Raw genomic sequence first — 20338 nt, forward strand, 5'->3', positions numbered from 1 at the left:
TCTCTTATCTGGAGATACAGCTACTGTCTGGTGTTTCAGGGGGCTACATCATACGTGATGAAACCAGCGCCAACAACCGATTGATTGTATTCTGCACGGATTCCGGTAAATAAGGTAAAAAGAAATAACCATCTTTATCAAGAAGACCAACAGTGTTTTTCTCACTGTCATGAATTTCAACAATATTTTCGCCTTCAGATTCAGAAATGCGATTATCAATTTTAGCGACGAGTTCTCCTGATGCCATTGTCCGGCCGGTAGTGGTCAGCGTCCCGCCAACGTTCATGACCTCGATAGCGAGCGCACTGTCGTCCGGGCTGCGGTAATACGTGGTGCTACCCTCTGGAATATTTGCGATATCCGCCTGGGCCGCCTCGAGCGTCATGTACTGCTTACTCAGCGGAATGATGTTCTGCCGGACTTCATCATTTTTCGCCATCATCTGACGCCAGGTATCCAGCGGTTCCCCGCCGCGATCGTTTACCGTTTCCTCCGGCCCGTTCACTAACCGATCGGCCCGCTTAACGTTATCTAAAAAGATTTCAGGCGTCGTCGTTCCCAAAGGTGGGCTAAGTTCGGCCATGTTTTTTGCTCCAAAAAGAGGCTTCGCGCAAACGAGGGTTTGTGCGAAAAGAGTTAATAAGGGGTTTTTATGGGGTATTAAGCGACGTCGCCGGGGTAGCTGGCGTCATCGTAGGCGTAGAACGATTCGAGATATTCGTTGGCGGTCACCTGGCAGGTTCCGTCCGCCTGCGGGGCAATTTCTGCCACCAGCGCATCATAGACATGCCGCGTTGAGCCGCAGAACACCAGCCTGATCGGCTCAATGGTTGCAGACGATAAATTGATTTTCAGCAGGTCATCAAACTCACTCAGATGCGGGACCGAAAGTTGATAATCCCCTGCTCTGGTCGCCACCATCAGCCCGGAGGCCGAGCCATCCTGGTAACGGATCAGCGCGCGAGGGTTTTCAAAAGACCAGTCCAGCGGCTCCGTGACGGTGAAGGTCGTTACACCGCCAGCCGTTGTCATCTCCTCAACAAGACAGGAAATCGTGTTATTCCCCGGTATATCGTCGGTCAGCACAATACGATCGCCAACGTTGTAGCAGAGTGCGTCCAGTTCGGTCGTCGTCTGGAACGTTACGCGCTGCTGCAGGTATTTCATCAGGCGCCGCATACCAATTTGATAGGCGTGATCCTGACTCAGTACCCCGTCGAGTTTGTAATCCTCGATTTTCACCGGTGTAGGGTTATCGGGAGTGCGGCATTTAACCGTCTCTTCCGCCCAGGTGGTCCCGTTGACGTAGGTCACATCAACCCCGTCGTAATCATCGTCAGATGGAGCAGTGAAACCGCTCTGCAGCTCTTCGACCATCTCATGCGGGGTGATCACACCTGTCCAGGGCTTAATCCCCTCCCTGTTTACGGTAGCCAGCCCATCACTCAACAGAAAACGGGACCTCCCGGCGTTGGCGATCTTTTGCAGCATTTCCAGCGCTGAGATACTGTCGCCGGTAGCGTAATCGAAATACTCGCCCCGTGGCGTCCAGTACGCGGATTCCAGCGCAGTGATGGTGTCGACGTCCATCTCCAGCCCCATCGAGTTCCCGACATGCAGCAGCGCCCCAGAAATAGTTCTGGCCGTTCCGGTTTCATATGCTCGCGTCCCAACAACGTTTACGCGGCGGTCAGACTGCGCTGCCAGTTTACCGCCCGTCTCGACGGTCGCCGCCATCAGCGACACACCGGGATAGGATGCTGGGCGAGCCAGCAGTCGTCCGCGCAGTGCCTGCCAGTACATCGAATCCCTGGCATTATTGGAGCCCTGTTCATTGCGCCGTCGACAGCGAACCTCTACAAGTCCCGGAGAACCGAGTGAGATCCGCTCAGTAAAGCCCAGACCGTTGACGTTTTTCAGCGCGTACTCGCCCTGTTTACTGACCCACCCTGAGCCGGAGCCGTAAATCCGGTACTGAATTTCCCACTCAACATGCCGGAGTCGTTTTTTGCCCTTGCTGTCAAAACCGCAGATGCCGTTCGGAAAGGAAAAATTCACTTCGAACATATCCACCACTTCATTTTCAGGGCAGACCAGAAACGGCCCCAGCCAGTTCAGCGTGTCGTTAAGGCCAGTGGCCTCATAGTCGATCATCGTCCTGGTGGTGAATCCCGGCCATGACTCATCAACTGCACCGTTAACCAGACGCGCCACCGTCGCCGTCGTGCCGTCAGCGGACACAATCCTGTACTCATTCCCGCGGTGAGCAAGTGAAAGCCGTTGCACGCCTTCAGGCATGCCCGAAAATGCGGTTCCCGTGGCGCTGTTATAGGCAAGCGTCAAATTTGCCGTTACCGCCGGGCTGCCGCCGGTTGATGCCGTGCCGGCGGTGTAAACAGGGGCATCACCGAAAACAGTAGCTGGCAGCGAAGATGATGTGATTGCTCCTCCCGCGAACGGACTGGCCGCCTCGGTTATCAGTACGGTGCCGCCGTTATCCTGCGCGACCAGGCCGGAGCCAGTCAGCCCTTCGGTGATGGCCGCCAGAAGTCCAGACATCGACACATAGTTCGCCACCAGCGACACCGCGTAAGCGATCCCCTGCCACGTGATCGTGAACGTGCTGGAGCTGGTCGAAAAGTCGTAGGTGGTAGGTGCTGCGCTGGCCTGAACTTTTGCCGCACTTCCCCCGGTGCCCGGCACCGCAGCCTGGCCAGGGGTATATGACGCGATAAACAAATCGTAATCGACTGAGTTAAACCCCAGCGTCACAGGCATACCAACCACCGGCGCGATCTCCGTCAGCAGCGGACTCGCGATAACGCTGTACCCGGCCGCCGTTGATATCTGGTAGTTGGCGGGAGCCTTTATCTCAACAATCGCGCCTTCTACCCAACTATCCGGCAGAGAATTGTCGTTCTCGTCGTCATCATTGCCGTCATCCGAGTCCAGCCCGGTAAATGTTACGTCAGCTCCGGCCACGGTCATGCTGTCTGCGATAATGTCGTCCGCATCCGGCGACGTCTGGGCCATGTCCAGCCCGGTGCCGGATGACGTCCCGCCGACCTCCGTACTGTTGAACCAGTTTTCACTGCGCTCATCGCCGGAAACGTCCGCACCAGGTGGATAATCCGTGCTGCTGAATCCTGGCAGGGTCGATGCCGGGGTGCTGCCAACGCGGATATCGCCATTGGTATAATCCAGAGCTCCGACACCAAGGCACAGCAGCATATGTACGCGCATTTTCGTGGGATCGTCAGCATCGAACCGGGTAACAGGCTGCACAACATAATCCGGATAAATACGCACGCGCCCAAAAACTTCACGAATCGCATCACCGAGTTTCGCCGTATTCGCCTTTGCTGGGTTCAGGTCGAGGCTTCGTCCGGTGGATGACGTGTAGCCACCAGCATCAATATTACCCATCATGAACAATGAGTAGGCTGCCGTTGCCACGGCGATACCAACCCCTATCCATGCGATCGTAGCTACTTCAAGCCCGAAAGGAACCGGGTACATGCGGACATCGCTTTCCGGCCGGATGATGCGAAACGCCCATTCGCCAGGTGATACCGGCTGACCCTCAAGCTCAATGGCCAGCGGTGGAACATCCCGATCCTCATAGTCTTTGACATTGGCAACCAGCCAGCTGCGAATGCTGGTAACGCCATGCTCATGCGTTTCGAGTGGTTCACCGGGCAGCCGCGACGGGTAAAAACGAATGGTCATTGCCAGAACTCCACTTTGACAAATCGCCGCTTAAATCGCGGCAAAGGCAGAATGGTGACGTTTGTTCCCGGATTGCATTCCGCCACGTGCAGCATGCCACCGATATTAACGACGATACCGACATGGATGACGGTGGATCCGGAATAACAGGCCACACCGGCACCTTCGCACGGTTCGCAGCGCTCCAGAGAAAGCATCATCCGGCGCGCTTCACGGTCGAGCCCGCCGTCGTCTTTGATCACCCCGGCGAACTCAGGCCAGAGAGGCAGTCCAAGGTCCGCCCGTATTTCGTTCACGATCCCGAAGCAGTCGAGCTGCGGATACACTCTGCCGCCCTTCAGCCAGGTGACTGAAAGGTACTTTTCAGGATGAAACATGTAATTACCTCGTTGATGCGAAATCAATACACTGTTGTTGCTTCCAGGTTTTCCGATGCTGCTGATTGGTGTACGCTTTTCAGAGCACAGCGATACCTCTAAAAGGAACAATAAATGTCAATCAGCTCAAACAGGACAGCGATAAGCAGGATTCAAAGAGAATTGGCTGATCTGCGAAAAAAAATAGCGGATGAAAGCAAAAAGGAAGCACAACTACTAAGCAGTATTAATCAGTTACAGAGAAGTATCACCAGTTCAACTTCCCCATCGACTGTTTCCTCCAAAATGTCTCAAATATCCCGATATACAAGCGACATATCCAAATGCAATGCAAAAAACGCCGAGTTATCAAAAAAAATTGCTGATAAAACTGCTGAACTTCATCGTTATGAGACACAATTGACTAAAGATGAAGAGTCCGAGCGCAAAAAGCTGGAAATGGCGCAAAAAAAACGTGAAAAAGAACAACAGGATTTACACAAAAAACTTAAAGAAAAAATGGACTCGCAAATACGGACCCTTCATAGTCGTATGTTCTCCAGTAAAACTGGTATCCACGATGCCATTAATGATGAAGATGAATCTCCGCAATATGATGTTTTTATTTCTCACGCCAGTGAAGATAAAGACTTGTTCGTAAGGCCATTTGCGGAGTACCTGAAATCTCAGGGCGTGAAGGTCTGGTACGACGAATTCTCTCTCGCATGGGGCGACAGCCTCAGAAAGAAAATCGACAAAGGACTCGCGAATTCACGTTTCGGAATAGTTGTTATATCTAAAAATTTCATTAAAAAGCAATGGACAGAATATGAACTAAACGGATTAATCGCATCTGAAATTGAAGGAACAAAAAGGGTATTGCCAATCTGGCACGAAATATCTAAATCAGAAGTCATAAAATTTAGTCCATCTTTAGCTGATAAGGTAGCAATGAATACCGCAATACAGACATATGAGGAAATAGCGGATCAGTTAGTGACCCTCCTCCGATAAAACCCCAATTTTACAAAGTAATTCGAGCAGACGACACATATCGTATCCCTCACCATAGGGTGAGGGTGTTAGCCCCTCAGAATAGGCAATATCTTTCGCAAGTAGAGCCCATACCGGAGTTTTATCTGGAATAAGTAGTTTTTTTATTACGGCAAGTTCATAGCGAACTTGTAATAGTTCAGATTCAAGTCTTTTTATTCTTTCTTCAGTCATACCACCTCCGGTTAAGACGAATAACGCAGACCGGGGAATAAAGGGAGGGTATAACGGTATCGCGGCCAGGCTGTATCGAGGACATTCATATAGCCCGCGGTGATCTGCACCTCTGTCGCTGTCCAGTAGCCAGATTTGACCTGCAGCGTATACGGTACCGCTGCAGGCGCCGCTAAATCTGTGGAGATATAACTCCGGTAAGTCAGCGACGCCGAAAGGCGGTTCGCCAGCGCATTGCGGATCGCCGTGGACACAACGCCGTCGATATTACACAGAGCAAATTTCAGGTCCTGCGTTCCGTCCTCGTTACGCGCCGGCAGCGCAAAATCCATCGCGCATGCGGTAAACGTTACGGTCTCGCCGTTCTCCGTCGTCGCGGTAATATCCTCATAACCCTGACACAGATAGTGAACATCTGAACCGATGGTTATCTGCAGCGTTTCAATGATCACCTCCGGCCCGCTGCTGGCATAAAGGCGGTTAATCTGCGTCATGCTTTGGCCACTCCTTATTCAGCGCAATATCGAGCAGCGAGCTACCGACTATCCATTCCGGATAATGTCCCCATCCAGCCGGAGGCAATGGGCGCTCCCATAGCTCAACAGGTGCCGTATATCTCCAGTAATACCCACCCTCCGGAGTGGGTCCCTTATAAATGTCCGTGAAGCGACATACATAATTTTTAAGCCCTACAGGAGTTAATAACGGTATGTTGAACCAGGCCGCCCCGTCAGATAGCACATCGCGAAACCACGCCTCGAAGGCCTGAGCTTGCGCATCATTAAATATCCATGCCAGATCTGTTTGGGTTGGTGTCGAGGTATAAGCACGCCGCTGCCGCGCGCGACCAGTAACCATCGAGGTTCGTTTCAGCGGAGAAACCGGAGTTAGACCAAAACTATCTTTAAGAGGCCCTGGCAGGTAATCGGAGGGATAGTAAAGCGTTGAGGTGATAGCCATCAGCCGATTTTCCTCCCAGAGTTAGTTTTGCTGGTTAATGCTCGGTGCAAATCACCCTGCCCACTTGCAACTGAGTTCACCGCCTTTCTATATCCCCGTTCAGCACCCTCATCTGCGGCTTTACGCACCAGCGCCAAAGTTGCATCGGATGGGTTCCCATTTATTGGGATATTGATAGTAGGCGAATAAATAGCGCCGCTACCGGTTGATTGAGTCGCGACCCTATCCAGGGTAGCATCCAGCTTTGCGCTGGTTTTAGCAGTAGTAACTCGCTCGCCTTTTTGCAGGAGCCATGTACCCGTCTCTGGGACACTATCAAGCCCATCGTGGGCCATCCCCACAGCAGAAATGTTGGATACGATACTCGCTGTTGAGGCTGCAACACTAGCCATAGCTGCAAGGTTGTAGGGAAATGGGTTTGCGGCCGCCATAGCGATCCCTTGCTGAATAGCAATAATTGATTGAGCTATAGCTGCAGCTTTTTGAACAGCAAATGCTGCTTTATATATGCCTGATTGCTCCCCAAAAGCAGTACGAGTCATATCAACCATTGATCCCAGACCATCAACAACACTACTTAACATCAGTTGATTGCGGGCATCGTCGAGCCTGTTCATTTCATCCTGGTGTTTTTTCTTTAACTCAAGTTCTCTGGCGTCCCATTCTTCATTAAGGTCAGAGCGTGCTTGTCGGTTCTGTTCAAGCAAATCAAGTTGGTTCTGATACCACTTTTCCTGCTCTTTCTGCGCATCATCGACTTTTCTTAGCTCACCGAGTTGCCCACCAAACATGGGGTCTATACCAGTAAAGTTAGGCATATCGGCAAATGAATCTTCGGTGATAGCTTTGGTTGCTTTTTTTACTTCTTCCTTGCTGACTCCGGGCAATCCCTGAATATCTTTCAGGACTTTAAAGCGTTCTTTCGTGGTTTTAAGGAGCTTTTCTTCAGGTGTTAATAACTCATCCTGTAAATCACGGAATTTTGACAGGGCATTGTATTTATCAATTTCAGATGCAAGCCCTTCCAGCCTAATCTGTTGCTCTTTATTAATACCTACAAGTTTTCCAGTAGATAAATCGAATCGCAGTTTTTCAAGCTCTGTGACTTCTTTCGTTTTACCAGTAAGTTGATCGGTTAATACAATCTGACGTAGATAGCTCTGCTCCACAGCTTTATACGCATTATCAAGTTTATTTACTGGTATTTTAGCAGGCTTACCATTCGTACTTCCCGCAGGTAGTGCAAACGGATTGTCAGTTCCTACTGTTGCAGCCTGAAGAGGTAGATCTACCCTGCTGGTATTAGAAAGTTTATCCCTTGTTTCTATAAGAGAAAGTAACTCATCATTGAGGGCTTTTGCGCTGTCATCTACTCCGGTAAGCCAACCAAACATCGACTCACCTTTAGAGTAAAAACCATTTCTTCCCTCAAGGCTTTTTTGCAAATAAGTAATACGTTCATTGACCTGGTCAATATTCGAGAGGTCAATTTTACCGCTAAGTGCCGCGAAACGGTTACCAGTGCTAGAGGCAAGTTGGCCAGCTCCCGCAGCCGCTTTTACAAGCCATCCGGCAAGCTTGGCAACTTCTGATACAAGATCAGAAATACCTTGAAGAACAACAGGATCAGTCAGTACATCGTGAAGTTTATCAAGTGAACTCTGTAAAGGGTTTAGATCGACTTTAGCTAACCCTGCCGAAATCTCAATTTTGAGCCCAGCGACTTGAGCCTCCATATCTTCAAAGAGCTGGTTTACCTTCACTAAATCATCAATAGAGGATGGATCGGGAGCAACACCATAATCTTTAGCAAGATCAATAAACTGTTTAAGTTTTTTATTATTGTTATCAAACAAAGGAAGCAATTTTGAAAGGTCATTACCCAAACTTTCAAGAATCGTTGTTTTCTCGGCATTAGTACTAATTTTCTCTAGAGATTCACCTATAGCGAGCAATTGTTTATCCGGACTAACTTTTGATAGTTTTTCAGCTGATAATCCAAGGGCATTAAGTGCATCTACAGCTTCACCAGATTTATTTAATACTGCATCGCCAATTTTATCGCCAATATCCTTAAAGATATCAGCCATTTGATCACCCGATACACCAGCCTTTTCAGCGGCAAACTGCCAAGCGAGAAGCTCTTGAGTAGATAGTTGTAATGATTTAGCCCAGCGATCAGTTTCTGATATTTGCCTTGATGTTGATTTAAGCAATTGAAATCCGGAGGCACCTACAGCCAGCCCAGCAGCAATAGCAGCAGCCCCTATCCCTGTAAGCGCTGCACTAGATTTTGCCACATCATCTTGTACCTGCTTACTCCACTTGGCTGATGCACGTTCAGCTTTATCCATCCCTGAAACAAATCCACCAACTTTTGCAATCAAGTCGATAGTAAGAGTACCTAGTGACTTGCCAGCCATAAATTCTCCAAGAGAAAAAAAACCGCTAAAAGCGGGCTTTATTTTAACAATTATCCTTTAACCTCCTTTTAAGGGTGGATACAAAATCTTTCCTTAATGAATCCGGGAGATCTCGTTCCAACCTATCGATTAAAGGCATGTTCATCAAAAGGATATCATTAACGCTACTTGAACCATGTTTTTTCAAAAACATAAGAGCTAGATTATCTACAGCCAATATATTTAGGCATAGCTCACCATCCTTTGAAGAAATAAAATCATTTACAGAGCACGATTCTATTTTTGTGAAGTCTATTTCTGGTAATGAACGTTTTTTCCCTGAAAAAGATATAAAAATACCAGCAAGAAAAAGCACAATAGCAATTAATAAATAATTTTGCTGTTGTGCCATTAGCCCAAGGTTATTCACCCTTGAACCATCACCAACATCAACACTCACATCCATAAAGAACAATGAATATACTGCAAGAACTACGCCAACCAGAGATAACAACTGTCCTGAACTCTTCATATCATTCCCTCGTGATAATAGTTATCAAAAGGGTAGCAGGATTTTTAAAATCCCAAAACTACAATCATTCCCACGTTTTCATCGCGTCCTCAAGCGATACAGCGGATTCATTGATATGTGGGGCGAAGTCGCTGACCTTGTATGGCGGTATGTTCGTAGACTTATTGATATTTGCCAGAACGGAAGCAACCAACGCTGCGCCCCACTCAGTACGCATCATAATGTTAAGCGGACCATACTTATCGCGGTACTTTACCCACACCTGAAACTCACGAAGACTTATTCGCTCCTGAGCCTCCGCGATCGTTCGCCCACCGATGCCGTTCATGACTAACTCACACCAGAACTCGTCTTCTCCTGTGAGTTCGTAGTCTTTCCCAGCTCGTTGACTTCCTGCATAGCCAATAGCAAAGCAACGACAATCGGGCCATCCAGTGCACCACGTTCTTCAGATGCAGTTCCAAGGATATCAGCCGCCGTGAAAATTGGCTTACCTTCTTCATCGCAAATGTTACCAGCGATGCGCTCTGCAACCGGATCGGACTTCCCGTTATAAGCCAGCAGATCGGCTTTTGTGGTATGGTAACCCATAGGACGCACAAAGACGGTTGCGATATGTTCTTTCCCGTCACGACCTTTCCATTTGATTTCTTTCTCTACCGGGCGGCCAGTGAATGCCCCGGACTCTTTTAATGTGTCGAGAGTAAGTTTCATTTCTTCTCCTGAATAGGAAAGCCCGGCAGACCGGGCAAATCATTACGCTGCTGCTTTAGGTACCCAGACCGCCGATCCGGAGCGCTGGATAGTTGCGGAGGTGGTAACCACGGCATTTGCCTGAAAATCGAACGGGAAATCGGAAACGTAGCCCTGAAAGATAAACCAGGTGCGATCAGACGGAAGCACCAGACCATCAACAGCATCTTCATCGCCGGAAGCTGCAACGGTCGGGGCGCTGGTACCATCTGACCAGCCGATAGCAAAGGTTAGCGGTGTCTGATCATCAGTTTCAGAAAGCCCATGAAGCATAATGTGGCTGGCGTTTTTCGGGTCGGCATTCAGCCCGACAGTTGCTGAAGCTGGCGTTTTCAGTCCTTTTTTATAGGTTCTGGAGTCCCGCTCACTCAGACAGGTATCTTCAATCTGATCGGCCGGGTTGCCGCCAGGGTTGAAGCTGGTGATACATTCAACCTCGCTGACCACGCCAGATTTCAGCACAAAGAGCTGCGTGCCTTGCGTTAATACAGACATTTTTTAGTCTCCATAAATAGAAAAACCCGCGTGTAGCGGGTCAGTTTGGGGTTGTTGGTTACCTGGTCGTTATCCAGTCAACGTCGAAGGAATAGCGGTATTTCATCGTGGAATCATTACGGCTTTGCTCTCCCCACCGGCTGATATAGGCTTTCCCCTCAATTGCATCACGCAATGCGCGGGCCACGGCAATTACATCTGCATCGGTATCACCGTGAACATCAACCTGAAGAGAGTAGTGATCGGCATCTGGCCGCTGGTTCAGGTAATTTTCAGGAGAGCCGCCAATGTTTTGCCAGACCGCGTAGGGGTAAACGATATTGTCATCCTGCATCCCGAAGGGATAGAGCCTGACGGGGTTGGTACCCAATAAATCCTTTACAGCCTGGCTTGCCGCGCAGACAGAGAATATTGGAGCTATCATACGGACGTTCCTTTTTTGGCTGCGCTACGGACGGCACGATCGATAGCCTTTTCCAGTTCCACAGCGAAAATATTAATTACGTCAGTATCCACGCCATTCATTGCCGGGCGTAGTATTGGCCTCGCGGCCATATGCTCGGTCCCGAATTCCAGAAATCGCCAGTACCAGGTATCACCACCGGGATTGCCTTTATCTCCGGCTGTATTATAACTTTTACCCGCCCTGCCTTTTCGCACATTGGCCTTTGTATTGGCATATTGCCTTGCTCCGCCCATTACCCCTACACGAAAGGTTGGGTCGCCCGTTCTGCGAAAGGCTTTGCTGCTGAAACTGACGACAATATTTTTATAGATGGCTTCTTTAGTAAGAAAGTCATCAACACGAGCGGCATTACTGCGGGCCCTGTCCCGGATGACGTTTGCTGCTTTACGCAGTGCTGCACGCCCGGTTTTATTGCGGGTCACCTGTGAGACAGCATCCATCTTGCCCAGCACCGACTCAAGCCCGGTAAGGTTAACCTCTACACCATCAGCCATCATTCACCCCTTCTGAGCAGGGCAGCGTCAGATATTCCCTGCCGCTGCGCGGGTCTGGTAAAACGCCTTCAATGTTGTAAATGCCATCGCGATACAGAATCCTGTGCTTTCTGGTGACGCCCGCCCGGTAGCGAATCGTTATACGCGTTGTTATCTCGCACTGTGATGCCTGGGCCGCGATAAACTCCCGCGCAGATAAGGGGGAGATTTCGGCCCAGATGGTTGCGACATCGCGCCAGGTATTGATTACGGCGCCCGTTGTCGGGCTCTGCTCTTTTACCGGCTCCTGCAGGATAACCCTGTGACGCAATTTCCCGGCCTGCATATCACCCCCTGGGTTTTCCGCTGAGATAGGTTGTCGGCTCTGCCTGCACATCCTCTTCACCGGCCAGAGACTGAATGATCACATCACACAGAGCCATGTTTGATTCAGCCAGGCGGTTTATCGCTTCCGTCTGCTCTCTCTGTGCTGCTGTTTGTTCGCTCAGCGCTGCTATCAGCGCGTTTACCTGTTGCTCGTTCATAGGAAATTTTCGTCCACTTTTTTAACCATTCACGCCGACGGCGGCACCCTTCGCAGGCCATATTTTTATACCCCCATATCGATGCGATAGGGATTAAGCAACCAACGCGCAGGGCCAGGGATATCATGACCCAGGTCATCCCCACGGTTTTCATACAGCCAGCCCACTATAAGAAGAACCGCACTCTGAATAGAGGGCGTGATAATAATTGGGCGATCGCCGGCGCCTTCATTTTCAATTGCGTTATCCAGCGCGGCCTGGTCAGCAAAAAAGCGTCGGTTAAGAAACTGCATAGCAGCATCCTCCGCAGCGGCAAGATACCCGCCCACTATCGTTTTATCGATTTCATCATCCAGCCTGAGATGTTCCATGGCTGTTTCAGTGTTGATTACCGTCATAACCATTACCCTTTGGTTTCGGGGGCGCGGTTCATTTTGTTATCAGGGACTTCACTAACTATCGTCACCAGCCCGTTACCTTTGAGCTCGGCAGCACGTAAGCGAGAGACATGAAAAGGATCATCGGCAGGCGTCCTGAAAATGTCGCCATCCATAAAACGCCGGACAGGCTGAACCTGAATAGTCCCGGACTCAGTGGGTTCTGGCGCCACATTTTTACCGTCGGATACAGACGGTTCAGCCACATTTTTTCTGGCCATCACAATCTCCTCAGAAAGAGAGGGCCGCTAAGCGGCCCTGAATTGTCAGCCGCCAGAAGCGGTTACATTACCGGTGACAAATGCTTCCGGACGATAAACTGCTAATGCCAGACGCTCTTCCGCACGAATGGTGACCATGTTTTTAATAAAGTCATCTTCGTTCTCAGTGGAGAGCAGCACTTCGATATCCATGCGATCGAAGATTTGCGCAGCCATGTTGAAGGCTCCAGTCAGGAAGTTGTTCTGCGCCATAGCCTGAGTTTCCACAACAGGAAGCCCCCAGATACGTGGAACACCACCATTGACCGGCTGCGCAATGATGTAGCGGCCTTCGTTATCTTTGGTCAACTCGATGCCTGCCCAGTCAATCGGGTTCAGTACAAAACCAGACGCCGGATATTCTGCAAGAACGGCCTGCAGAACAGCCAGGCGAAGACGGTCGATCGGCGTGGCGTTGGACAGGGTAAGCGCTGGAGCAAATTCTGTTGCCTGCGGCAGAATACCGAGGATATTCGCGCCGGTGCCATCGCCGCTCAGCAACTGCTGCTCCTCTTTAAAGCGAAGACCATACTGAGCACGGCCATCGATATAACTGGCCAGACCGGGCGCATCGTCCAGGATCTGACGGGACGCTTTAAAATAATGCGCAATGGTACGTACCGGCGCACTTTTCAGCTCAAACTTAATGTCTGATTTTGGCTTGAGGGCACCTTCCGCCACAGCTGCAGCATTATTGGTAAACCCCGTTTCCTGAACGAATTCAATACCGTTAGATGCGGTATTGCCGGGGATCAGCAGGTTACGGATGGTCAGAGTGCGTTCCGGTGGTGCGATAATGCCCTGAACACGATCGGATACAACCAGACTGTTTGTTGCGCTCACGCCAGTGCCCGTAGTCGCCGGCACGTTCATAATATCTTTCTGTTCCAGCTTGACGCGGATGCTCTTACGGGCCGAACTGTCCATGCCTTTGAACTCTTCACTTTCGACCACCAGCTCACCGAGCGATTTTCGCTGTGCAGGTGCATCGTTCGGGCGGCGTGCACCTTTTTTCTCCAGCTCAGTGAGACGTTCTTTCAGCTCGTTCATCTGATTAATGCTTTCGTCCGTTCTTTGTTTCAGTTCCAGCGAAACGGTTTCTCCTGCCTCCATTTTTCTCTTCACGTCTTCGCCGAAGTTTTTGACCTGATCAATCACCATGGTGAGCTGGGAGGAGATTTCGCCAATACTTTGTGGCTGATCGTCAGCCGATTTTTTCTGGTACATATAAATCCCTTAGAGAATTTTGGGGAGAGAAAACTGGCTCAGTTGCTGGCGCATCGCCGCAATAGCCGCTTTGGTTTCGCCGTCTTCGCCCCCGGACTCACTCCGGTCAAGCAGATAGGACAGTCCGCGGGAGGCGACCGCGGCGGACTGACTTTTCGAGAAACCTGCCTCTCGCAGGAACTTCTCAAATTCAGGTAAGGAAGGAAGATCACCGTGTGACAGCTTCGACTTAATGACGTCAATACGCGCATCATCATTGGCCGGCACGGTAACAATGGAGATTTCAACCAGGTCGAGCTTCGTTAAGGTGCGGATCCGGGTTTTCTCATCGTAATTTGACTCACGGACGTAATAGCCAATGGAAAGGCCGGTAATGGCACGGGTTTTCATGCCCCGCCAGGCGGTTTTCGCGTAGGCCGCGTCTTCAAGCCACAGGGCCCCTTCACCAAAAAGCCCATGTTTATCTTCTTTCAGGGTCGAGATGTCCCAGTTCCCGATGGGTTCGCCGGTGCGATGCTGCCAGAGAACCGGGAACGTTCTCCCCTTCGCCCGTGTTTCCTCGATGCTTTCGAGGAAAGCACCCGGCGCCACGACTTCGTTGTAGCTATCCACCACATCGAAGACAGAACCGTACCCAGAAAAAAGGCCGTCATCGTTGACGGCCTTAATGTCGAAGTCGAATGCCTTTACTTTCATGGCTGCGTTTTTCCGGTACATTCCGGCGTCTCCTCTGATTTAATGCCAAGCCATTCCCGCAATGCGTTTTTGGCCGATTCACTGTCGCCGGACTTGCCAAGCTGATCTATCGGCAGCAGGTTGGATTGAACGGTTAGTTGGTCAGCGCCGGGTTTTGGCTGAAGGTTTTCTTTTTGCCGTGCTTCATTGCGGGTCATCAGACCGTTCTGGGTCATCGTTGAGTAAAAAGCGGCACGGGCGGCGCTGTCGGCACGTAAGAGACCTTCGAGGGAAAACTCCGCGAAGTACTTATTTCTTTCTCCCGGCGCCAGGAGACTTTTACGAATCGCCTGCTCAATACGGGTCAGCCATGGACGAAGTGAAAACGTTAAAAAGCCAATCAGCATCTGTTCGACGCCACTTCCCCACATCGTCTGCCCCTGGGCGCTGTGTCCAATCAATCCCGGCCATACTCTGAACCACCGACAAATCTCTTCGATATTGAATGCTCTGGACTGCAGCATCTGGGCGTCTTCCGGGTTGAGGTCAACAGGCTGAAACTTCATTCCCGCCTCAAGAACCATCATTTTCCCGGTATTCATGGATCCAGAAAATTGTTCGACCATGCTTTCACGTACTTCATTGCGCTGCTCTTTTTTCAGGATCTGATCCATTGAGAGAACGCCGCTGGGCCGCATACCGTTTTTAAAAACTTTGGCGCTGGCTTCATCTGTTGCCATTGCCAGACCAAGTGTCTGCCGGGCATAACTGACAGGTGACAGGCCCATGACACCATTGGTGCTGAACGCACGGATGTGCATGATGTCCCGTTCATCAATGTTTCGGGATGTACCTGAAGGCCAGTCACGGTAGGTATAAATTGGATCTCCGCTCTTGCTTAAATCAACCTTCATCCTTTCTGGCCTGAGCGGTACAAGCGAGGTAATACGCTTTCCGGTACGGTCGATTTCCGCGTAAGCATTCCCCCATAAAAGAAGGCTGGCCATGATCATTTCCCAGAACTCCACAGCGGTCATGTCAGCATTCGGTTGATTATGTAGGAGCTCATAAAGCGGGTGATCATTTGCACTCTGGCGACCATCAGCTGTTTTTTCGTAAAAACCAACAGGCAACGTCGCGATGGTTTCGGATAACAGCCTTACGCATGACCACACTGCCGATAACTGCAGGGCTTTATCAACCGTAACGGATTTGCCTGCTGCGGACTGCCCACCAGCATAAGCAGCCCAGAATTCACCGTCTGTAAGTGAGATGGGTACGCCGAGCCACCGGCGAACGGCGCTTTTTATCCGGCCTGGCTTCTTATCTTTATTCATGGTGACTCACACAATGATGGGATTACTGAAAAAGTCGTCGATATCGCCAGAATCATCCTCATAGCCTTCGGAGGCACCGATTGCCATAGCGCCCGCTACAATGCCGTCGATACGCCCGGTACTTTTTTTCTTGGCAAAAATTCGGTTTTCTTTCTGATCAGCCTCCGTCACTGCTGAAGCCGCATTCCAGCGAAGACAAGGGTTCGTCCTGATGATAATGACGCTGTCATCAAGCAACTCTTCAAACAATTCGATGGAGTGAGGCATCCACAGCCCGGAATCTTTCGCTTTGTAATACCCTTGCCCATGAGGGATTAAGGGAACAGAAACAGATGCTTCCTCAAGCTCCGGCTCAAGATATTTAATGCGATACTGGTCAAAGGCGATGGCCTTGATATCAAACTTCTGAGTCAGATCTGCAATGCGCTGGGCAACAAAGCCGTATTTCACTGCTTTGCCAGGTGTGGTGTGGATGTGACCATCTCGCTCCCAGGCGTCATAAGGTACCCGGTCCGTTTTGGCCCGTTCCAGTAACGTATCTTTCGGGGTCCAGAACTCCACCAGCAACTTACGTTGTTTTGGAAAAAACAACGCCAGTGCCGTCAAATCACGCGATCCGGACAGGTCTAAACCGCCATAGCATTCCTCACCTTCCAGTTCATCTGGATCAAAGCTCTCCTCACAACCCATCCAGACATCACTGCTCATCCACGGATTAGCCGCGTCAACCCACTGACAGAAGTTAAGACGTCTGACGATGCTCTCTTTCGAAGGCATCCCGCGGGCCTGAGTCACCTGCTCACGAAGATAGCTTTCTTCAAAGGTGTGACCCAGCGAAGGGTTAGCTTTTTTCCAGCAGGACTCATCCTTGAAAGGATCGTCTCCTTCATCCAGAGAACAAATGAAGGCAAAAAAGCTGTCATCTTCTATCGAACCGGCAGAAACCTTTCGGCCGTATTCGTGATAGTCATAGCAGACGCTCGTTTTATCGTGCCCACTGTTGGTGATCATGAAAATCAGCGCCTGCCGACGACCTTTGGTACCGGCACGCATCATTTCAACAACCTGATTGCTTTTATGCTCGTGAACTTCATCAATAAGAGCGCAATGCGGTCGCGGGCCGGACTGTCCGTCATCTGAACTGATTGGACGAAAGAAGGAACCAGACTGAAGAAAAGCCAGGTTCCATTCCTTCCCGGCACCACCTGATTTCTGAATACGTGCGGAAAGAGCTGGAGACTGATCGACCATCGCCACCGCATCACGGAAAAGGACCATTGCCTGGTCTTTCTTCGTGGCAGCGGCATAAACTTCAGCGCGTGCTTCTTTATCCGCAGTGAGACAGTAAAGCCCTATACCCGCAGACAGAGGGGATTTACCGGATCCCTTCCCGGACTCCACATAGACCATTCGGAACCGGCGAAAACCTCTGGCGTTTTTCCAGCCAAAAATCGAACCGACGATGAAGCACTGCCATGGCAGCAACACGAAAGGCTCGCCTTCGAAATCACCACCATTGAGCTTCAGAACTTTCGCAAAATAGTCAATCGAGCGTTGCGCCGCCTCAACATCCCAGTGCAGACCACGGGCATGACATGACTGCAGATCGTTAAGGTGGCGCTGGCATGAGTTACGTATGTCAGGACCAGCCAGTTCTTTGCCCGAGGTTACATCCATCGCATATTGGGTTGCAGGATCAACCGAAGAACTTGTCGAGCGTGTCCTCTTCGGGGTCTTCGCCATTCACTTTCACCTTCGTCCTTGCCGCTGGCGTCAGACCGAATTCAACCAGGTAACTTTTAAAACGGCGGTCGGCATCGGCCAGCATCGAAACGGCCGGGTTAGCTTTGATAAGAAAACCACCCTCGGTCTGGACGGTATAGGTTCTTCCCTCTACTGCGATGGTGTCGCGCAACTGAAGGATATCAGCGTAAATATCGCATAGCCGTTCAAGGGCTAAGGTGTCGGCAACTGTCAACACCCCCATCCCGTCAAGGAGAACAGTCAACCTTCCCCAGGCAACCTTTCCCCAGTCGGTCAGGTGCGCCGGCGGGCTTGGAATTTCTCGCGCCGGAGTCGGTTCTTTATCGTTGAGTTTACGTTTGCCCGGGTTGCCGGAGACCACTTTGAGGTGGGTCGGTTTCGGGCGTCGTCCTGCCATCGGAACCTCCCGGAAAAAAACTTTTCATTTCGCGGTTGTGCATAAAAAGGATGGGCGGCGGTCATTTCGGGTCAGAGTTCTGAACTTTTGACCCGCCCCTCCCCTAGGGAATTGACGTCATCTGAACCAGTGAGAATTTGGATCAAGCGGAATACCGTTTTCATCGCAGCCGATAACGGTGCCGCGCTTCTCCATTCGCTGCTTCGTTGAGTCATGGTGCTGCTTACACAGCCCTTGCCAGTTCTTCCGGCTCCAGAAAAGCTTTTGCGCTTTCGCTATTGCCTGGCTGTCACCAGAGCGCAGAGCCTCTTTCAGTTTGTGCTGGATGATGTGGTCAACCACCGTGGCCGCTGTCACCCTGCCTTGCTCGTGGCACATGACGCATAAGGGGTGCGTACGAAGGAATAGAAGACGCTCACGGTCCCATTTGCTTCCGTAGATGCGGGGATCTTTGTTCATGCTCTGGTCCTATTGCTTGGATGGGCGTACGATCCTCACCTGACCGAACAGCGTCTGCCGCTTAATCTCGCCCTTTTCTGCAGTTAAATGACCACGATTATCGCGCGCTGCAACAATCAATTCGCCTTTATCATCATCAGCAGAAAAGACGTCCTTTACCTCAACGCCATTGAGATAAACCGTGATACGTTCGCGACCGGGTTCGATGCGTTCGCCCGGATCGTCGTCGAGAACAGTCAGCCGCATATTGCCTTCCAAAAAAAGCCACCCTTTAAATAGTGGCTTTCATAAATAACAGAGGGATTCTATAGAAGGTTTTGCTTTGCCATTTTTAGCTTATGTTCTAGATTACTTATTGTTATTCCTAACTCATTGACTTTCTGCTTTGTATATCGTTCTGAATATATCCAGTAGTCTGATTTCCTCTCGCATATCTCAGACAACTCAGGAGAAATATCTTGAAACAAGAGACCTACGCGTCTCCACTCCTTTGCAAGTTCAAGTTCCCTTTGAACGTCTTTAACCTCTTGGTGTGAGAAGTCCCTCAGGTAAGCCCGATTATCTATCAATAAATTTGATAGCGCTTCTAACTTGGATATTGTTAATTCCTTTTTCTGTTTTGACCATGACAAATAGCATTCCCATAATCCTGTAATGGCAGCAGTTATGTATTCACCCATATTTAACAACCTGGTTGTGTACAAGTAGTTAAACATTATCACAGGCACTCAGTTAATGCCTGCTGTAATGCCTAGCTGGACTGCTCAGCGCTGGTATCAAAGAGCGGCAGCGCTTCAGTTGCTTCCTGTACTGCTTTCATCGTCTTTGCCACCACTTCAGTCTCTGATGTGACACGGCTGTATTGCTGGATGAATAACTGGTACTTAAGCGGACTGTCCTGAACAAACTCTACAGCGATTTTTGCCGCCGCAGTGTCGTAGTCAGGGTGGAAAGTAGGTTAAGACGAATCTGCTGGGCGTCGGTGATTTCTGCCATACAAAACCTCTGTAAAGATCTTTTCAATGAATGATATGACACTGAGAATTTTCTGAATAATTACCGCTTACGCTTGTCGGGATTCTGCTGGTTTCTATACTCAAATCGATTTTGCTTCTCACGAAGCGAGGTCACTACCCGAACGGCTCAAGGATGAGCCAATCCTGTCACTAAGATTAATCGTATTACCTGCTGAATTTGCATACAGTCCAGGTTAATGCCTGTACCATCAAGTTCATTAGCTGTTAATTCAGCGCCCCGTCGCATTCTTGGATTTCCCTCCTCGGGGTTTTTTATCAGATTTCAACTCGATTTTTCGGTTTAGCATTATCGAAGCTCTTTGCTAAAAAGTTTCTGTAATGTAATGAAAAAGCCACCCGAAGGTGGCCTCTGCTATGGCAAAGAATGAAGTAGCTCTCGATGCTCACTATCACATGATTACTCAGCTATCGAGTTTAGCCTGACGGAGCTTGTAGTTTGAAAAATATTGTTTTTGTCAGGCCCTGACTGGGTTTATTGGTTTCGTAACGCCATTGTGACATTGCCGCAATGACTGCTGAGTCAAAGAGGTGCTGCGGTTCTGATCTGAGTATCCATACCTTTGATACCTTTCCATCGGCCCCTACGTTATATCTGACCCTGACATCTCCTTCAATCCTGTTAGCCAGTGCGTAATACGGGTATGCCGGAGTTGGTGAATATAGCAGTTTTGGATGCGAATTTTTAGCGGGGCTGGCACACCCCATAAGTATGCTACACAGAAGAATCGTACCCAGAAGTCCCTTTTTCATAATCACACCAGTATCGTGAATGATAATCAACCTTATCAAGGTACAGCCTTCACCTCT

At 50.0% G+C, this 20338-nt stretch carries 26 protein-coding genes and 2 pseudogenes; 1 reads left to right on the plus strand and 27 read right to left on the minus strand.

Annotated features, from left to right (window positions below; genetic code table 11):
• Positions 1–225: 225 nt before the first annotated feature.
• The 3 genes and pseudogenes from IAE27_RS21080 to IAE27_RS21090 form a co-directional block, all read right to left on the minus strand.
• Positions 226–583: pseudogene (locus IAE27_RS21080) on the minus strand (hypothetical protein); the annotation flags it as partial.
• Between the two features lie 77 nt (positions 584–660).
• Positions 661–3729, minus strand: coding sequence for a host specificity factor TipJ family phage tail protein (locus IAE27_RS21085; protein WP_200092839.1), 3069 nt, complete (start codon positions 3727–3729; stop codon positions 661–663).
• Entirely contained in the window at positions 3726–4106 is a 381-nt protein-coding gene (locus IAE27_RS21090) for a nitrite transporter (RefSeq protein ID WP_200092840.1), read from the minus strand. Before IAE27_RS21090 ends, IAE27_RS21085 begins: the two co-directional genes overlap by 4 nt.
• A 114-nt stretch (positions 4107–4220) precedes the next feature.
• Here IAE27_RS21090 and IAE27_RS21095 point away from each other — a divergent pair, with 114 nt between their 5' ends.
• Entirely contained in the window at positions 4221–5099 is an 879-nt protein-coding gene (locus IAE27_RS21095) for a TIR domain-containing protein (protein ID WP_004139340.1), read from the plus strand.
• Here IAE27_RS21095 and IAE27_RS21100 read toward each other — a convergent pair.
• The 24 genes and pseudogenes from IAE27_RS21100 to IAE27_RS21215 all read right to left on the minus strand — a co-directional run bounded on the left by IAE27_RS21100 (position 5079) and on the right by IAE27_RS21215 (position 20281).
• Entirely contained in the window at positions 5079–5312 is a 234-nt protein-coding gene (locus IAE27_RS21100) for a hypothetical protein (protein ID WP_200092841.1), read from the minus strand. The genes IAE27_RS21095 and IAE27_RS21100 overlap by 21 nt on opposite strands.
• Before the next feature lie 11 nt (positions 5313–5323).
• Positions 5324–5806 carry a DUF1833 family protein gene (locus tag IAE27_RS21105; protein ID WP_200092842.1) on the minus strand — a complete coding sequence of 161 codons (483 nt, stop codon included), beginning with the start codon at positions 5804–5806 and terminating at the stop codon, positions 5324–5326.
• Positions 5793–6272, minus strand: a complete 480-nt coding sequence (locus IAE27_RS21110; protein WP_109213031.1) for a hypothetical protein — start codon at positions 6270–6272, stop codon at positions 5793–5795. Before IAE27_RS21110 ends, IAE27_RS21105 begins: the two co-directional genes overlap by 14 nt.
• Positions 6272–8695: a phage tail tape measure protein gene (locus IAE27_RS21115; protein WP_196549985.1), complete on the minus strand. Its 2424-nt coding sequence runs from the start codon at positions 8693–8695 to the stop codon at positions 6272–6274. Before IAE27_RS21115 ends, IAE27_RS21110 begins: the two co-directional genes overlap by 1 nt.
• Before the next feature lie 43 nt (positions 8696–8738).
• Complete coding sequence (locus tag IAE27_RS21120) at positions 8739–9206, minus strand: hypothetical protein (protein ID WP_200092843.1); 468 nt, start codon at positions 9204–9206, stop codon at positions 8739–8741.
• 64 nt (positions 9207–9270) lie between these two features.
• Positions 9271–9534, minus strand: a complete 264-nt coding sequence (locus IAE27_RS21125) for a hypothetical protein (RefSeq protein ID WP_053064753.1) — start codon at positions 9532–9534, stop codon at positions 9271–9273.
• Positions 9535–9536: 2 nt separating this feature from the next.
• Entirely contained in the window at positions 9537–9920 is a 384-nt protein-coding gene (locus tag IAE27_RS21130) for a phage tail assembly chaperone family protein, TAC (RefSeq protein ID WP_053064752.1), read from the minus strand.
• A 42-nt stretch (positions 9921–9962) separates the two neighbouring features.
• Positions 9963–10454, minus strand: coding sequence for a phage tail tube protein (locus tag IAE27_RS21135; protein WP_017146242.1), 492 nt, complete (start codon positions 10452–10454; stop codon positions 9963–9965).
• 58 nt (positions 10455–10512) lie between these two features.
• Entirely contained in the window at positions 10513–10878 is a 366-nt protein-coding gene (locus tag IAE27_RS21140; RefSeq protein WP_196549983.1) for a tail completion protein gp17, read from the minus strand.
• A complete protein-coding gene (locus tag IAE27_RS21145; protein ID WP_064398063.1) occupies positions 10875–11414 on the minus strand; it encodes an HK97-gp10 family putative phage morphogenesis protein in 540 nt (179 codons plus the stop codon). Before IAE27_RS21145 ends, IAE27_RS21140 begins: the two co-directional genes overlap by 4 nt.
• Positions 11407–11739 (minus strand): phage head closure protein, encoded by a 333-nt coding sequence (locus IAE27_RS21150; protein WP_200092844.1) that lies wholly within the window; start codon positions 11737–11739, stop codon positions 11407–11409. The genes IAE27_RS21145 and IAE27_RS21150 overlap by 8 nt, the downstream gene beginning before the upstream one ends.
• Before the next feature lies 1 nt (position 11740).
• Positions 11741–11938 carry a hypothetical protein gene (locus tag IAE27_RS21155; RefSeq protein ID WP_123828223.1) on the minus strand — a complete coding sequence of 66 codons (198 nt, stop codon included), beginning with the start codon at positions 11936–11938 and terminating at the stop codon, positions 11741–11743.
• A gap of 65 nt (positions 11939–12003) precedes the next feature.
• On the minus strand, positions 12004–12336 hold the full coding sequence (locus tag IAE27_RS21160; protein ID WP_115239630.1) for a head-tail connector protein: 333 nt from the start codon (positions 12334–12336) through the stop codon (positions 12004–12006).
• A gap of 5 nt (positions 12337–12341) precedes the next feature.
• Entirely contained in the window at positions 12342–12596 is a 255-nt protein-coding gene (locus IAE27_RS21165; protein ID WP_196549982.1) for a hypothetical protein, read from the minus strand.
• A 45-nt stretch (positions 12597–12641) separates the two neighbouring features.
• Positions 12642–13862, minus strand: coding sequence for a phage major capsid protein (locus IAE27_RS21170; protein WP_064402552.1), 1221 nt, complete (start codon positions 13860–13862; stop codon positions 12642–12644).
• A gap of 9 nt (positions 13863–13871) precedes the next feature.
• Positions 13872–14579, minus strand: a complete 708-nt coding sequence (locus IAE27_RS21175; protein ID WP_014838140.1) for an HK97 family phage prohead protease — start codon at positions 14577–14579, stop codon at positions 13872–13874.
• Positions 14555–15874, minus strand: coding sequence for a phage portal protein (locus tag IAE27_RS21180; protein WP_064402549.1), 1320 nt, complete (start codon positions 15872–15874; stop codon positions 14555–14557). Before IAE27_RS21180 ends, IAE27_RS21175 begins: the two co-directional genes overlap by 25 nt.
• A gap of 6 nt (positions 15875–15880) precedes the next feature.
• Positions 15881–17551, minus strand: a complete 1671-nt coding sequence (locus IAE27_RS21185) for a terminase large subunit (RefSeq protein ID WP_014838138.1) — start codon at positions 17549–17551, stop codon at positions 15881–15883.
• A 19-nt stretch (positions 17552–17570) separates the two neighbouring features.
• Positions 17571–18035, minus strand: a complete 465-nt coding sequence (locus tag IAE27_RS21190) for a phage terminase small subunit P27 family (RefSeq protein WP_014838137.1) — start codon at positions 18033–18035, stop codon at positions 17571–17573.
• A gap of 117 nt (positions 18036–18152) precedes the next feature.
• On the minus strand, positions 18153–18494 hold the full coding sequence (locus tag IAE27_RS21195) for an HNH endonuclease signature motif containing protein (RefSeq protein ID WP_196549980.1): 342 nt from the start codon (positions 18492–18494) through the stop codon (positions 18153–18155).
• A gap of 9 nt (positions 18495–18503) precedes the next feature.
• Positions 18504–18752, minus strand: coding sequence for a hypothetical protein (locus tag IAE27_RS21200; protein WP_227629432.1), 249 nt, complete (start codon positions 18750–18752; stop codon positions 18504–18506).
• 47 nt (positions 18753–18799) lie between these two features.
• Complete coding sequence (locus IAE27_RS21205) at positions 18800–19174, minus strand: hypothetical protein (RefSeq protein ID WP_196549979.1); 375 nt, start codon at positions 19172–19174, stop codon at positions 18800–18802.
• A 71-nt stretch (positions 19175–19245) separates the two neighbouring features.
• A pseudogene (locus tag IAE27_RS21210) lies at positions 19246–19490 on the minus strand (DUF2560 family protein).
• Positions 19491–19945: 455 nt separating this feature from the next.
• Positions 19946–20281: a TonB family protein gene (locus IAE27_RS21215; RefSeq protein WP_306462304.1), complete on the minus strand. Its 336-nt coding sequence runs from the start codon at positions 20279–20281 to the stop codon at positions 19946–19948.
• Positions 20282–20338: the final 57 nt, after the last annotated feature.

Source organism: Klebsiella sp. S69 (genome assembly GCF_016516145.1).
Classification (GTDB): Bacteria; Pseudomonadota; Gammaproteobacteria; order Enterobacterales; family Enterobacteriaceae; genus Klebsiella; species Klebsiella oxytoca.

Coding starts and splice junctions, on each gene's coding strand:
- IAE27_RS21085 (WP_200092839.1), bottom strand. CDS start 3,729: ATGACCATTCGTTTTTACCCGTCGCGGCTGCCCGGTGAACCACTCGAA.
- IAE27_RS21090 (WP_200092840.1), bottom strand. CDS start 4,106: ATGTTTCATCCTGAAAAGTACCTTTCAGTCACCTGGCTGAAGGGCGGC.
- IAE27_RS21095 (WP_004139340.1), top strand. CDS start 4,221: ATGTCAATCAGCTCAAACAGGACAGCGATAAGCAGGATTCAAAGAGAA.
- IAE27_RS21100 (WP_200092841.1), bottom strand. CDS start 5,312: ATGACTGAAGAAAGAATAAAAAGACTTGAATCTGAACTATTACAAGTT.
- IAE27_RS21105 (WP_200092842.1), bottom strand. CDS start 5,806: ATGACGCAGATTAACCGCCTTTATGCCAGCAGCGGGCCGGAGGTGATC.
- IAE27_RS21110 (WP_109213031.1), bottom strand. CDS start 6,272: ATGGCTATCACCTCAACGCTTTACTATCCCTCCGATTACCTGCCAGGG.
- IAE27_RS21115 (WP_196549985.1), bottom strand. CDS start 8,695: ATGGCTGGCAAGTCACTAGGTACTCTTACTATCGACTTGATTGCAAAA.
- IAE27_RS21120 (WP_200092843.1), bottom strand. CDS start 9,206: ATGAAGAGTTCAGGACAGTTGTTATCTCTGGTTGGCGTAGTTCTTGCA.
- IAE27_RS21125 (WP_053064753.1), bottom strand. CDS start 9,534: ATGAACGGCATCGGTGGGCGAACGATCGCGGAGGCTCAGGAGCGAATA.
- IAE27_RS21130 (WP_053064752.1), bottom strand. CDS start 9,920: ATGAAACTTACTCTCGACACATTAAAAGAGTCCGGGGCATTCACTGGC.
- IAE27_RS21135 (WP_017146242.1), bottom strand. CDS start 10,454: ATGTCTGTATTAACGCAAGGCACGCAGCTCTTTGTGCTGAAATCTGGC.
- IAE27_RS21140 (WP_196549983.1), bottom strand. CDS start 10,878: ATGATAGCTCCAATATTCTCTGTCTGCGCGGCAAGCCAGGCTGTAAAG.
- IAE27_RS21145 (WP_064398063.1), bottom strand. CDS start 11,414: ATGGCTGATGGTGTAGAGGTTAACCTTACCGGGCTTGAGTCGGTGCTG.
- IAE27_RS21150 (WP_200092844.1), bottom strand. CDS start 11,739: ATGCAGGCCGGGAAATTGCGTCACAGGGTTATCCTGCAGGAGCCGGTA.
- IAE27_RS21155 (WP_123828223.1), bottom strand. CDS start 11,938: ATGAACGAGCAACAGGTAAACGCGCTGATAGCAGCGCTGAGCGAACAA.
- IAE27_RS21160 (WP_115239630.1), bottom strand. CDS start 12,336: ATGACGGTAATCAACACTGAAACAGCCATGGAACATCTCAGGCTGGAT.
- IAE27_RS21165 (WP_196549982.1), bottom strand. CDS start 12,596: ATGGCCAGAAAAAATGTGGCTGAACCGTCTGTATCCGACGGTAAAAAT.
- IAE27_RS21170 (WP_064402552.1), bottom strand. CDS start 13,862: ATGTACCAGAAAAAATCGGCTGACGATCAGCCACAAAGTATTGGCGAA.
- IAE27_RS21175 (WP_014838140.1), bottom strand. CDS start 14,579: ATGTACCGGAAAAACGCAGCCATGAAAGTAAAGGCATTCGACTTCGAC.
- IAE27_RS21180 (WP_064402549.1), bottom strand. CDS start 15,874: ATGAATAAAGATAAGAAGCCAGGCCGGATAAAAAGCGCCGTTCGCCGG.
- IAE27_RS21185 (WP_014838138.1), bottom strand. CDS start 17,551: ATGGATGTAACCTCGGGCAAAGAACTGGCTGGTCCTGACATACGTAAC.
- IAE27_RS21190 (WP_014838137.1), bottom strand. CDS start 18,035: ATGGCAGGACGACGCCCGAAACCGACCCACCTCAAAGTGGTCTCCGGC.
- IAE27_RS21195 (WP_196549980.1), bottom strand. CDS start 18,494: ATGAACAAAGATCCCCGCATCTACGGAAGCAAATGGGACCGTGAGCGT.
- IAE27_RS21205 (WP_196549979.1), bottom strand. CDS start 19,174: ATGGGTGAATACATAACTGCTGCCATTACAGGATTATGGGAATGCTAT.
- IAE27_RS21215 (WP_306462304.1), bottom strand. CDS start 20,281: ATGAAAAAGGGACTTCTGGGTACGATTCTTCTGTGTAGCATACTTATG.